The following is a 12,914-nucleotide window of genomic DNA, read 5'->3' as shown; positions in this document are numbered from 1 at the left end:
CTTGGGAACACCGACGCAATCAAAGTGGAGCCCGCATCAAATGGATGTTCTCAACCGAGCAAGCCCGCGCCAAACTTGCCAAAGCATACCCAAACCCAATCGCCAAAGAGTCATAATCTCTGTGCAGAGGTACTAGGGGTAGTCCGGCAGATGGACCCCCATTAATAGACCAATTTAACAACCCAGATAACATTCCCCCTGTATCCCCCAAGCCAACGAAAGCCTCTTTCCGTGCAAACCCTCTCCAACGCCTCTCAGAGTATCTTGAGCCAAGCGGAGGCATCCCGCCGCTCGAATGGGGAGAATGGGCACACACCGCCTTCGCCTGGGACGCCGACCGCATCAGCTTCGAATGGGACGACTTCTCCGATTACTGGAATAGCGGCAACGCCAAGGGTGGGGGACGGAAGTCCGATTGGGCTGCAACATGGCGGAGCCATTGCCGTCGTGTCTCCTCGGACAGCCGACGAGGCTACCGTGTTGGCGGAAAGGCTCGTAGTGGATTTGCTGCCGCCTTCGCTTCAAGCGTGGCTAACCGCTATGGAATCTCACCAGCTGACGGTGGTGTCGGTGGGCGGCAAGCCTCCGAAGGGGCCGGAGAGGACGCCGGAGCTGATGCAGGCCGTCTCCCTGTCGGTCAAATCGCTTTCTGAGCTGTTGGCGCCGGCACGGACACGCGGCCCGGAGCTGGAAGCGCAAATCCTCAAGATGTTCGCCGCCTTCAACCTCTACACCGGGGACCAAGGTAAGCTAAATGCCATGGTCGAGGTCTGGGCCGACGAACTGGAGGAATACCCCACGTACGCTATCCGCAAGGCCTACAAATGGGCTATCCGGGGAGGGGACAAGCTGCCGTCGCTGGCTTCGTTCATCGGGGATGTGAAGCTGGCGATTGGCAGCAACGTGCTGGCGCGCAAGCGGATGCTGCAACAATGGTTAGCTCAAGGAATAGAGGCGCGATAGGCCTGTATCTCTGGGTCAAGCGCAACCATCTCACTCGCGATGGCCGTAAAACGTGGGAGAGAAGGAGATTTGAAAAACTCGTGGACCTTGTAACTGGTGACCTGCCACGGGTAATTTCCTCCAGAATGGATTAAAGTCCGGCCCATTGATGATTAAAGAAACGGCAATTTCCTTTATCACCTTGGTCGCTCATGAGAGATCGGAAACCAACGAAGTGGACAAGTCGTCATTTCAGCCAACTCGCCTACGCCGTCGAGACAGCTGATTCCATCCTTCCGAATTACCAAGGCCCATTCATTGGGAGATCAAGCGCGTGCGGCTCACAGGTTTGATGCACGTCAACCAACCTCTCACTATGTTCCCCATCCCCCCACTGTGCCAGCCCGAACACGCCCACCCGCCAATTTCCCAAAACACCCCCCAATCCCCATATTGCCGATTGCGACCCGCCCCACTCTATGTTCAATACTATCTCGCAAAGAGACCGGGTCATTCCACACATCGTGCGGCACTTCTCGGGCAGGTGTCGCGGCAAAGCAGCAAGCAGGGTCCATGAAGCAGCCGCTCAACAAGACGTCCAATCGGGTTGCATATTTTGCCGATTTCATCGTCTATCCAGTCGTGGTCGTCGCGCTGGTTGCAGCCTATTTCCTCCACTATGACGGGCGGCCGTGGGCCTGGCTGGCAATGATTGCGGTCGGCGGTTTTGTCTGGACATTGGTGGAATACATCATCCACCGCGCGGTCCTGCACCATGTCGTTTACTTCCGCAACCTGCATGACCAGCATCACAGCACACCGACGGAGCTGATCGATACCCCCGTCTGGATGAGTTTTTCCTTCATGGCGCTCGGCGTGCTGCTGCCGTCCTGGCTGACCTTCGGTTTCGGCGCTGCCTCGGGCTTCACCATCGGCATGACGCTCGGCTACCTGACCTATGGCCTGATGCACCACGCCATGCATCATTGGCGCATCCCGCACGACACCTACCTTTATCGCGCCAAGCGCCGACATGCGCAACATCACGCCTCGACCGACGAGGGCAATTACGGCGTCTCGTCGCCATTCTGGGACTATGTTTTCGGCACGATACTGCCGGACCCCGCGACGACAGCCAAAAGGAGCGAGGGGACGGTCTGACGCTCCCGGCGACGGCACGATCATGGTTGTCGCGGTTCATGTGGACGTGCGCCCGGGCATACTCGCGGAGACGAATGAACCTGTGCCATAGTGCGCGCTTTGCTTGAGACCGATTCCATGCCGCAAACCCAAAGCCAGTTCGACACGATTTTCGGCCCGGAAGGCGCCAAAGCGCCGCTCGACGTGCTGAAGCGGGTCTATGGCTATTCCTCGTTTCGCGGCAAGCAGGGGGCGGTGATCGAGCAGGTTTTGTCCGGCGGCGATGCGGTCGTGCTGTTTCCGACCGGGGCCGGCAAATCGCTGTGCTTCCAGATCCCGGCGCTCTGCCGAGACGGCGTCGGCATTGTCGTGTCGCCGCTGATCGCGCTGATGCGCGACCAGGTGGAGGCGTTGAAGCAGCTTGGCGTGCGGGCCGCGGCGCTCAATTCGTCGCTGACGCGCGAGGAATTTTTCGATGTCCGCCGGGCGATCGCCGATGGTGCGCTAGACCTGCTCTATGTCACGCCAGAGCGGATCGTCACACAGGGTTTCCAGGACTTGATCGGCAATGCCCGGATCGCGCTGTTCGCCATCGACGAGGCGCATTGTGTGTCGCAATGGGGCCATGATTTCCGGCCGGAATATCGCGAACTCGGCCAGCTGGCCGACCTCTATCCCGGCGTGCCGCGCCTGGCGCTGACCGCGACCGCCGACCCGCATACGCGCGATGACATTATCGACAAGCTGGCGCTCGGCAATGCCCAGGTGTTCACCACCTCTTTCGACCGCCCCAATATTGCCTACGAGATCGTCGAGCGCGACCAGCCGCGCCAGCAATTGCTGCGCTTCCTGTCGCGCCATGCGGGATCGAGCGGCATCGTCTATTGCCTGTCGCGCGCCAAGGTCGAGGATACGGCCGAATGGCTGGAGCAGCAGGGCATTCGCGCGCTGCCCTACCATGCCGGCATGGAACGCAGCTCACGCGACCGCCACCAGGATGCTTTCCTCAAGGAGGAGGGGCTCTGCCTGGTCGCCACCGTCGCCTTCGGCATGGGCATCGACAAGCCGAATGTCCGCTATGTCGCCCATCTCGATCTGCCCGGCTCCGTCGAGGCTTATTACCAGGAGACCGGCCGCGCCGGCCGCGACGGCCTGCCGTCGGAAGTGTGGATGACCTATGGCATGGCCGATGTCATCCAGCGCCGGCGGATGATCGATGAGAACGCTTCGGCCGATGACGTCAAGCGAGTCGAGCGTGCCAAGCTCAACGCCCTGCTTGCCATCTGCGAGACGCCCACCTGCCGGCGCCAGTCGATCCTCGCCCATTTCGGCGAGGCGCATGCCGGCAATTGCGGCAATTGCGACACCTGCCTCAAGCCGGTCGAGACCTGGGACGGCACGGAAGCGGCGATCAAGGCGCTGGCCGCGATCTACCGCACCGGCGAGCGTTTCGGCGCCGGTCATCTGATCGAGGTGCTGCTCGGCCATGAGAACGACCGGACCATCCGCTTCGGCCATGCGAGCATGCCGATCTTCGGGGCCGGCAAGGATTTTCCCGCCAAGACCTGGCAATCCGTCTACCGCCAGCTGCTTGCCGCCGGCTTTGTCCGCGTCGATCACGATGCCTTTGGCGCGCTCAAGCTCGAGCCGGAGGCCCGCGCCGTGTTCAAGCACGAACGGCAGGTGCTGTTCCGCAAGGATCGCCCGACCAAGGGCAAGGCGTCGAAGGCCCCGTCGGCGCGCTCGGCCAATGCCAAATCGGCACTGGAGGGCGCAGAGATCACGCTGTTCGAGGCCCTGCGTGCCGTCCGCACGGCGATCGCGAAAGAGCTATCGGTGCCGCCCTATGTCGTCTTTCCCGACACGACGCTGGTTGCCTTCGCCACGGAACGGCCGACCAGCCGCGATGAACTGCTCGGCATTTCCGGCGTCGGGCAATCCAAGCTTGAACGCTATGGCGACGCTTTCCTCGCTGTCATCCGGGCGCATGAGGAATGATTTCGGCTGTCGTCCCGGCCGATATCAGCGATGCCAGCCGCGGCTGCGGCGGATCGCTTCGTCGAAACGGGAGCGCCACGCGCCGCTGACAGGTTGCGGCGCGTATTTCTGCGATGCCGGCGAGGACAGCGGCAAATCCTCGCCGAGAGCGCGGGCCGCTAGCGATGCGACGCCATAGGCGGTCCGCTCGGAAAAATCGTTGACGACAATCTCGAAGCCGCTGCAATCGGCAAGAAAACCGGAAAAATAGCCATTCTTCGACAGGCCGCCATCGATCGAGAGCGACGTTGCCAGCGGCACATGCTCTCGCATGACGTCGAGGACAGTGGCGGTCAGCAGGGCGACCCCTTCGAGCAACGCCTGGCACATGTCGCCGCGGCCCATATCCGGGCGAAGTCCGATGATCAGCGGGCTGGCGCTGCGGTCCCAGAAGGGACAGCCCAGGCCGGAAAAGGCTGGCACGAAGATCAGGCCGCGATCGATGGCGGTGTTGTGGCGATCCAGCCCGTTGAAATCGTCGAGGCCCGTGGCGAGACCGGCGCGGACACCCCATTCGATCGCCGAGCCGGCATCCTGCACGCCGCCATCCAGCGCATAGACCAGGCCCTCGCCCAAATCCCAGGCGACGGTGGGGACAAGGCCGGCAGCAAGCGCCTCGCGCGGCACGGAGGCTCCGGTCACGGCCAGCGCGAAAGCGCCGGTGCCGAAGGTGATCTTGGCGTCGCCGCGTTCGCGGCAGCCATGGCCGTAAAGTGCGGCCTGCTGGTCGACGATGGCAGCCGTCACCGCAATGCCGTCGATCGCGCCGAAGCCGGCTGTGTTGGCGCGGATTTCCGGCAGGCAATGGATCGGTACTTTGAACAGCCGGCACAGTTCAGGATCCCATTGCCCGGTTTCGATATTCATCAGGCTGGTGCGCGAGGCGGTAGCCCGGTCGGTGGCGAAGTGGCCGGTCAGGCGGTCGAGGAAAAAGGCGTCCGTCGTGCCGAGCCGCAGGCGGCCGGCGTCCAGCGCCGTCCGCGCCGCCGGCAGGTTTTCGATGATCCAGCCGAGCTTGCTGGCGGAGAAATAGGGATCAAGGGGCAGGGCAGCGCGGGTGGCGACGTCTTGCGTGGCACCGTCTTGCGCCATTGCCTCGAGCAGCGGCGCGGTGCGTGAATCCTGCCAGACGATCACCGGCGACAGCGGCTCTTTGCTCACCGCATCCCAGGCAAGGCAGCTCTCGCCCTGATTGGCGAGACCGATGGCATCCACCGGGCCGGCTTCGCCCAGAACCTTGCTTATGTTGGCGATCAGTTCATTGCCGTCCTGCTCGACCCAGCCGGCATTGGGATAACTGGTCTGATGCCGCTGGCTGCCGGCGATGTCGATAGGACCGTCACTGCCGAACACCAGCGCGCGGGTGGATGTCGTTCCCTGGTCGATGGCGGCAATGCGCATGGCGGATCCTATTGATTGCGTGCGACGATGCGAAGCGTGCCGGCCTGGCCCTGTGGCAGGGCGTCGGCTGGTATGGAAATACGGCGCTCCGGCCCGCTGACGAGACGTTTTTTCCACAGCACGCGGCCATCCTGCTCGACGGCAAGTTCGCCGTCCAGCCATTGGTCCAGCCTGACCTCAATACTCTCGAAAGCCGGCTTTTGCGCCGGCGCAAGCCGCTGCGGCATGACGAGTTTCACCCCGGGTCCGGCTTCGAGGAGAGTGGCGGCGGGCGCGGCTCCACGATTGGCATCAGCCATCATCGCAGCCGCCACCCTGCGCGCTTCGGACCAGCAATGGCCAGCGGTTTCGACGCCGCGCAGCACATTGCCGGCGGCGTAATGCCCGGCCATGCTGGTGCGCCCGCATGTGTCGACCACGGGACCGAGGCTCTTCGGATCGATTGACATGCCGGACATGCGCGCCACACCGGCCTCCGGCGTGAAGCCGCCGGTGAACAGCACGCCATCGCAGTCGATCCGGATCAGCGATCCCCCGGCGCGGCGCAGGTTCACGCCTTCGACCTTTGCGACCCCGATAATATCGGCAATCTCCGCGTCATGGAAAACCGGAATGCGCATGACATGCGGCAGCCAGCCAAAGGGCGCGCGCGCAATCGTGCGCGGGCCGCGCTCGACGATCGCGGCCGGCCGGGCACCGGCCGTCAGGCAGGTCAGGATCGCCGACATCGATACAAGCTCCGTGCCGACGATGACCGGCCGCCGGAATGGTCTTAGCCGGCGAAGAAACACCATGTCCTGCAGCGCCCCAGTATTCATGATGCCGGCCGGGCGTCCACCGGAGACAAGGCGGCCGGCGCGGGTCGCCTCGCGGATGCCGGTGGCAAGCAGCACCTGCCGCGGTTCGAAAATGCGGATGCCGTCCGGCGTCGCGACCATGACCCGCGGTCCTTCGGACAGGCTGACAACCGAATGGCCGAGGCGAAGCTCGGCGCCGGCCGCCACAGCCGTATCGACCAGCCGTCGGGCATAGCTTTTGCCGGAGAGGATGCGCTGGAACTCGCGCATGCCGAAGGGCGAATGACCGCAATGCCGGGGAATGCCGCCCGCTTCCATCTGCCGTTCGACGACCACCACCCTGCCGGCGCCGGCCTGGCGCAGTGCCGCGGCGGCACCGAGGCCAGCGGGTCCGGCGCCGATGATCAGCACAGCGGGGCGTTCGACTGGGGGGAGAGCTTGCTCGCCAGTAGTGGCTGTCATGGCTGTAGCCCTGGTGAAGCGGGGCCATTGGGCAGTGCAATCGCGTGTGGCACCCCCCTCTGTCCTGCCGGACATCTCCCCCTCAAGGGGGGAGATTGGCCAGGGGCGGACTCCCTGCCTCGAACTGCCGTCGAGTGCTGGGAATACGACAGATGATTGGGGCGAGGCTGCGCCCCATCCAATCTCCCCCCTTGAGGGGGAGATGTCCGGCAGGACAGAGGGGGGTATCTCAGCATTCGCGATTGCCCTCCTCTTGGCGGATGTCAGCAGGACGGGTCGAGCCGAGTGTCTGGATCCCGGCCGCCACTCCCGGAAACGGATGCGGCAATCGCCCAGCGGTCAGCTCCGCCAGACGCCCAAGGCAATTAAACCCCTGGCAGCGGCCCATCGTGCAGCGCGTCCGCCGCTTCAGCCCGCCGGCATCGCCCGGCGGCAATGGGCCGGCGAGGGCTGCCTCGATCTCGCGGCGCGTCACCATTTCGCAGTGACAGACGATCTCGCCATAGCCTGGCGTCTGCCAGTCGCGCGGCAAGTGCTCCGCAAGGTTCTGCATCTGCGGCAGTGCGGCACGGCTTGCCGGCATATCGGCCTCGCCCAGCAGCAGCCGCGCGGCATGCTGCGCCAGCCCGAGGGACGCCGTCATGCCGGTGGAGCGGATGCCACCGATCGTCAGCCAGTTCCGGTCGGCTTCGTGGCGGATGCGGTAGTATTTCTCTTCGGTCGCCGGTCGCAATCCGGCATAGAGCGCGGTGACCGGCATGTGCTTGAGCGCGGGCAGCATCATCTCCGCCCGATTGAGCAGGATCTTCAGTTCCGGCTCGGTCACTGCGGCAAGACTGCGGTCCTCCTGCTCTTCGGCTGTCGGGCCGATCAGCACATTGCCGAAGGCGGTACGGCAGAGTACCACGCCCTTGGTCCGGTCGCTGGGCACCGGCAGGATGATCGTGGTCAGCAATTGGCTGGCCGCCTTGTCGTAGACCGCGAACTGGCCCTTGCGCGGCCGGATGCCGAAGCTCGCAGCGCCGAGCAGGCGCTGCTCCATCCTGTCGCCATAGAGGCCGGCGCAATTGACGATCGTCCGGGCGGAGAAACGGCCTTTTCCGGTCTCGATGGTCCAGACCGCACCGTCAAAGGCCCCGCCTGTCACCTCCGCATCGAAGACGAAACGTCCGCCCGCGTCGATCGCCTGGATCGCATAGGCGAGGAACGGCGACCAGGGGTCGATGATATGCTCGCCCGGCACCAGCAGCGCGGCGCGGGCTCTGTCCGAAAGCTGCGGTTCGCGCGCCAGAATTTGCTTTTGTCCGATGCAATGGGCATCGCTGACGCCGTTCTGGTGCGCCTGGGCTTCGAGTGTCGGCAGCCGGGCCTCTTCCTCCTCGTTCCAGGCGACCACCATCGCGCCGGTTTCGAGCAGCGGCAGGTTCATCGACTGGCGGATTTCCAGATATTCCCGATAGCCGCGCTGCATGCATTGCAATTCGAGGCTGCCCGGCGGTGCGTCGAAGCCGGTATGCAGGATGGCGCTGTTGGCCTTGCTGGTGCCGGAAAGGATGTCGGCGCCCTTTTCGAGCACCAGGACACGTTTTCCCGCCAGCGCCAGTCGCCGCGCGGTGGCGCAACCGACGACGCCGGCGCCGATGATGGCGATATCGTAGATCTCCCCGGTCATTCCGCCTCGCTGCCCTGGCTCGCCATCCGGGTTAGCATAGAGGCGAGATCATGGATAGGCATGAGCGCGGTCAGGACGCGTGGCCCGCCCTCAGCAGGCTGGTGAGGCCGCCCGCGACAGCGAGAACCGCACCCAATGCAAGGCCGATGCGCGGCGCCACGGYAAGTGGCGCCACTGTGAACAGCAGCGCCATGATCACCGCCCCAACCGTCTGGCCGGCAAGCCGGGCCGTGCCCTGCATGCCGCCGGCGGCACCACTGCGCTGCCTGGGGGCGGACATCAGCATGTTGCGGTTGTTGGGCGTCTGGAAGAAGCCGAAACCCAGTCCACAGATCATGGTCAGCGGCACGAGCGGGATCAGGTTTTTGCTGAATGGGTAGAGCGCGCAGAGGATCAGGCCGATACCGAGGCATATGCCGCCGGCGGCGCAGAGCCAGGCCGTTGGAATGCGCACCGACATCCGTCCGGACACCGGCGCTGCGACGGCGACCGTCAGCGGCCAGGGTGTCATGTAGAGGCCGGTGACGAAGGGCGATTGGCCGAGCGCGTGCTGCAGGTAGAAGGGCAGCGCCACGGAGCTGACCATCTGTGCGGTGAAGCAGCAGACCGAGGCGATGACGGAAATCCGGAATGGCGCGCTGCGCAATAGGTCGAGCGGGATGAGCGGCGCCTCGCGATGCATCTCCCGGCGCACCAGCGCCACCAGGCTGACGGCCGCGATGACCAGCAGCACGGCCGCGATGACCGGCCGCGTCGTCAGCGAATCGACGCCGACAACAAGTGGTGCGAAGAAGCCGCCATTCAGCGCCACGCTGAGATAGTCGATCTTCCGCCCGGTTCCCTCATGTTGCGGCAAGGCGCGGCAGGCGATCAGCACGATGATGCCGACGGGGATGTTGACCGCAAACAGCCATGGCCAGCTCGAAACGGAGAGAATGCTGGCGCCGATCGTCGGGCCGGCGGCGGAAGACAGTGCCACGGCAAGCGCGTTCCAGCCGATGGCCGTGCCGACCAGCCGCTGCGGATAGGTGAAGCGCAGATTCGCGGCCAGGAGCGCCATGATCGCGGCGCCGCCGAGGCCCTGCAGGAAACGCGCGGCAATCAGCCAGGGCAGCGATGGCGACAGCGAGCAAAGCGCCGAGGCAGCGGTAAAAATCACCACGCCGAGGATGAAAACGCGGCGATAGCCGAAACTTTCGCCCAGCGCCGCGCAGGGCAGCAGCGCCACCACGAGCGAGATCTGGTAGCCGGTGACGACCCAGATCGATTCGGCCGGAGAGACGGCAAGTGTCTTCGAGATCGTCGGCAGCGCGACATTGGCGATGGCGCCATCCAGCACCGCAAGCACGATGGCCGCCAGCAGCGCCGCCGCAGCGACGTATCGCCGCGGGGTCGGCAGCCCGTCTTCGTCCGCGGCATGCGCGGGCGCGATTGCGCTTGCGGACGGGCGTGCCTGCAGCACAGCCGTTTCATCCGCCGGGGGCCGATCGTGCATGCATTGTCTCCGATGAGTCGTTTGGGCGGGGCGTGTCGGGAAACTACCGCGTTTGCCTGCGATCGGAAAGTGCAAGCTCTTGCACTGCAGCATGTTCATTGTGCAATCTGCGTGGACGCAGTGTTGACGCAATAGACGGCGCAACATGGCTCCGTCATGGTAAGAGCGTGACGCATTCCGCATGCCAGAATTTCCCCAAAGGAGAACGAACTATGCCGGACCAAACGAAAGTCGCTGTGCTCGTCGGCAGCCTGCGCAAGCACTCCTTCAATCGCAAGGCAGCGCACGCGCTGGCAGCCCTGGCGCCCGAGACCCTCAAGCTCGACATTGTCGAGATCGGCGCGCTGCCGCATTACGACCATGACCTGGACGAAGAAACCCCGCCGCAGGCCTGGACCGAATTCCGCAACGCGGTCAATGCCCATCAGGCCGTGCTGTTCGTCACCCCGGAATATAACCGCTCCGTGCCGGGCGTGCTGAAGAACGCCATCGATGTCGGCTCGCGCCCCTATGGCAAGAGCGTCTGGGACAAGAAGCCCGCGGCGATCATGAGCATTTCGCCCGGCGCCATCGGCGCCTTCGGCGCCAACCATCACCTGCGCCAATCGCTGGTCTTCCTCAACATGCCCGCCATGCAGCAGCCCGGCGGCGCTTGTGGCGTACCCCGCCGCCGCAACGCTCGTAGCTATAGCAGTCAATCCGACGGCAGCAATTCCGCCACCGCCGTCCAGAGATGGTAGAGCGAGCTCGCCGGAATAGACGTCGCAATCGGGCGCCCATCGAGATCAAAACAATCACGCCATGTCCCGGCGGCCGTCTCTGCGAGATAAGTCTCGAACAGCGCCGCCGCCAAGGCGTCAGCCTTCTCCAGATAGCTCTCATCCCCCGTCGCACGCGCCTGGGTGATATAGGCCTTGATCAGCTCCGCTTGCGGCCAGAGCCGCCGGCTTTGCTTCGCCGGAACGCCGTCAAGATCGGTTTCATCCACCAGGAAGGGCGTGCCGGCATCGATGCCGAGCTTGACGGTGGTCGCAAGAATCCTGCCGGTCAGGCTGCTCAAGTCCATGCCGGTGAATTGGGCATAGCGTCCCACCAGCCACACCCATTCCGCCATATGGCCGGGCTCGATTCGCCCTGATCCATAAGTGTCGGACATCTCCCAGGCCGGGCCGAAATATTCTCTGAGCGTATCGGTCGGATCGTGGAAGAACCGGGCGCGAAACAGGCCGTAGAGTTCGCCGGCGCGGGCCACATGGGCGGGATCGGCATCGGTTTCCCAGAGCGCCAGGAAGGATTCGAAGCAGTGCATATGCGGATTCTGCCGCCGTGGAACGCTGCCGGTGCTGTCTTCCGCCCAGCCGCCATGCGGGGCCGCGAGCGTGATGTCCATCGCCGCGATCAGTTCCTCGATCTGATCGCCATAGGCCGGCTTGCCGGTCGCCTCGGCCAGCCAGGCGAGCGCCAGCAGCACGCAGGCCGTGTCGTAAAGGTCGCGCTCGGAATCGACGATCGTGCCGGTCTTGTAATTGATCGTCCGGGCAAAGCCGGGCCTGTCGCCGCCGATCCAGGCCGTGGCACGGAGACTGGCGAAGGCGCGTTCGGCCTTGTCGAGCGCGCCTTCCGGGGCCACGCCGAGTGCGCTTGCCTGGGCGAAGACATAGATTTCGCGCGCTGCCGTGCGCGTCCGGACCACGCCGCTCGGATCGGCGGAACCATCGGTCTGCAGGCCTTCCATGAACTGGCCGGCATCGGCGTCGAAGGCCGTTTCGGCCCAGACCGGCAAGACGGCTTCGACAAAATAGTCCTTGAGGCGGTTAAGCGACACGCAATTCTCCATGGTCGGTCGACTGGTTTGGGAGGATACCAGGCGACTGTGGCAACTTATGTGAAATGGACGGTGAGGCGGCCGAAGATGCCGTAATCGGCGATCACACTGTCGCCGGGCTGCACCTCGACCGGCTTGACGCAGGTGCCGGTGATCACGACCTCGCCGGCATGTGCGCCAGCGCCGATACCGGACAATTCGTTGACCAGCCAGGTCAGTGCGATGCGCGGATCGCCGAGCGCGTTGGCGCCTATGCCCTCGCAATGCGACTTGCCGACGAGATCGGCCGAAACCTTGTGCTGCACCAGGTCGATGGTTCGCCAGTCGAGTTCCGTTGCCGGACCGACCAGGACCAGATGGGCGCAGGCATTGTCGGCGATCAACTGGGCTGCGCCGACGGCGCAGAAATCCTCATAGCGGGAATCGGGAATTTCGATCGCCGGATGCAGCGAACCGACGGCCGCCATCACTTCGTCGACGGTGTAGGGCGTTTGCCGCGGCGGCAGGTCGGTGGCAAAGCGGAAAGCAAACTCGACTTCGGCCACCCGCATGTGATTGCCGGTGAGCGAGATCGTCGCGCCATCCGGCACGGCGCGCTCGGCCAGCAGCCGTCCCGCCAGCGGCCCGTCGACATTGATATGTTTTTGGCCAGCCTCGCTGGTGCCGGCGATCTTCCAGCCGAGCAAGGGTTTGGTGGAGGCGTCCATGACATGCGCCTGGATCGCGTAGCCCTCGGCGCGGGTTGTCGGGCGGATTTCGTGGGGTAGCTCCGGGATGAGTGTGCCGTCGTTCCAATGGCGCCGCAGGAGCAGCGATGCCTCGCGTTGTGCGGAAAGCTCCAGCATTGATATTTTCCCCGCATTGTCTTCGGCCGTCATGTCCGTCAGACATGGCCGAAGCGGCGGCGGGCGTCAAGCCGTCCGGCAGGGCCGGTGGACGGTGATACCCCCCTCTGTCCTGCCGGACATCTCCCCCTCAAGGGGGGAGATTGGCCAGAGGCACGAACCTCGGTTCAAATATCTGCCGAGAACCTGGTTTGCGGCAGTTGTTTTGGGCACAGCGGGCGCCCCATCCAATCTCCCCCCTTGAGGGGGAGATGCCCGGCAGGGCAGAGGGGGGTGCAACTTGCTCCGGAGGGCGAGG

Annotated in this window: 10 protein-coding genes; 4 read left to right on the top strand and 6 right to left on the bottom strand. The window is 64.4% G+C overall.

From position 1 onward, the window contains the following. Nucleotides 1-540: 540 nt before the first annotated feature. The 3 genes from AC1DYF_RS06525 (at nt 541) to recQ (ending at nt 4,080) form a co-directional block, all read left to right on the top strand. Nucleotides 541-963: a hypothetical protein gene (locus AC1DYF_RS06525; RefSeq protein WP_477875879.1), complete on the top strand. Its 423-nt coding sequence runs from the start codon at nt 541-543 to the stop codon at nt 961-963. A gap of 552 nt (nt 964-1,515) precedes the next feature. Further along, nucleotides 1,516-2,103: a sterol desaturase family protein gene (locus AC1DYF_RS06520; protein WP_477875878.1), complete on the top strand. Its 588-nt coding sequence runs from the start codon at nt 1,516-1,518 to the stop codon at nt 2,101-2,103. Nucleotides 2,104-2,220: 117 nt separating this feature from the next. Beyond that, on the top strand, nt 2,221-4,080 hold the full coding sequence (recQ, locus tag AC1DYF_RS06515; protein ID WP_477875877.1) for a DNA helicase RecQ: 1,860 nt from the start codon (nt 2,221-2,223) through the stop codon (nt 4,078-4,080). Nucleotides 4,081-4,104: 24 nt separating this feature from the next. Here the strand turns inward: recQ and AC1DYF_RS06510 are convergent, their stop codons facing one another. The 4 genes from AC1DYF_RS06510 to AC1DYF_RS06495 all read right to left on the bottom strand — a co-directional run bounded on the left by AC1DYF_RS06510 (nt 4,105) and on the right by AC1DYF_RS06495 (nt 9,946). Next, on the bottom strand, nt 4,105-5,520 hold the full coding sequence (locus tag AC1DYF_RS06510) for an FGGY family carbohydrate kinase (RefSeq protein ID WP_477875876.1): 1,416 nt from the start codon (nt 5,518-5,520) through the stop codon (nt 4,105-4,107). Between the two features lie 8 nt (nt 5,521-5,528). Further along, nucleotides 5,529-6,779, bottom strand: a complete 1,251-nt coding sequence (locus tag AC1DYF_RS06505) for an FAD-dependent oxidoreductase (protein WP_477875875.1) — start codon at nt 6,777-6,779, stop codon at nt 5,529-5,531. 229 nt (nt 6,780-7,008) lie between these two features. Then, the gene (locus AC1DYF_RS06500) at nt 7,009-8,451 is read right to left on the bottom strand and encodes an FAD-dependent oxidoreductase (protein ID WP_477875874.1); all 1,443 of its coding nucleotides are present in this window, start codon (nt 8,449-8,451) and stop codon (nt 7,009-7,011) included. 70 nt (nt 8,452-8,521) lie between these two features. Next, nucleotides 8,522-9,946: an MFS transporter gene (locus tag AC1DYF_RS06495; RefSeq protein WP_477875873.1), complete on the bottom strand. Its 1,425-nt coding sequence runs from the start codon at nt 9,944-9,946 to the stop codon at nt 8,522-8,524. A 212-nt stretch (nt 9,947-10,158) separates the two neighbouring features. Here AC1DYF_RS06495 and AC1DYF_RS06490 point away from each other — a divergent pair, with 212 nt between their 5' ends. Beyond that, nucleotides 10,159-10,686: an NADPH-dependent FMN reductase gene (locus AC1DYF_RS06490; RefSeq protein ID WP_477875872.1), complete on the top strand. Its 528-nt coding sequence runs from the start codon at nt 10,159-10,161 to the stop codon at nt 10,684-10,686. Here AC1DYF_RS06490 and AC1DYF_RS06485 read toward each other — a convergent pair. After that, a complete protein-coding gene (locus tag AC1DYF_RS06485) occupies nt 10,641-11,771 on the bottom strand; it encodes an AGE family epimerase/isomerase (RefSeq protein WP_477875871.1) in 1,131 nt (376 codons plus the stop codon). The genes AC1DYF_RS06490 and AC1DYF_RS06485 overlap by 46 nt on opposite strands. A 56-nt stretch (nt 11,772-11,827) precedes the next feature. Then, nucleotides 11,828-12,616, bottom strand: coding sequence for a 2-keto-4-pentenoate hydratase (locus AC1DYF_RS06480; RefSeq protein WP_477875870.1), 789 nt, complete (start codon nt 12,614-12,616; stop codon nt 11,828-11,830). Between the last annotated feature and the right edge of the window lie 298 nt (nt 12,617-12,914).

It is taken from the genome of Rhizobium sp. P2_G9 (assembly GCF_056403475.1).
This window is presented reverse-complemented; position numbering and strand designations above follow the sequence as displayed.

Excerpts from the sequence above, each read along its gene's own strand:
- AC1DYF_RS06525 (WP_477875879.1), top strand. The coding sequence starts at position 541 with ATGGAATCTCACCAGCTGACGGTGGTGTCGGTGGGCGGCAAGCCTCCG.
- AC1DYF_RS06490 (WP_477875872.1), top strand. The coding sequence starts at position 10,159 with ATGCCGGACCAAACGAAAGTCGCTGTGCTCGTCGGCAGCCTGCGCAAG.
- AC1DYF_RS06500 (WP_477875874.1), bottom strand. The coding sequence starts at position 8,451 with ATGACCGGGGAGATCTACGATATCGCCATCATCGGCGCCGGCGTCGTC.
- AC1DYF_RS06510 (WP_477875876.1), bottom strand. The coding sequence starts at position 5,520 with ATGCGCATTGCCGCCATCGACCAGGGAACGACATCCACCCGCGCGCTG.
- AC1DYF_RS06520 (WP_477875878.1), top strand. The coding sequence starts at position 1,516 with ATGAAGCAGCCGCTCAACAAGACGTCCAATCGGGTTGCATATTTTGCC.
- AC1DYF_RS06505 (WP_477875875.1), bottom strand. The coding sequence starts at position 6,779 with ATGACAGCCACTACTGGCGAGCAAGCTCTCCCCCCAGTCGAACGCCCC.
- AC1DYF_RS06480 (WP_477875870.1), bottom strand. The coding sequence starts at position 12,616 with ATGCTGGAGCTTTCCGCACAACGCGAGGCATCGCTGCTCCTGCGGCGC.
- recQ (WP_477875877.1), top strand. The coding sequence starts at position 2,221 with ATGCCGCAAACCCAAAGCCAGTTCGACACGATTTTCGGCCCGGAAGGC.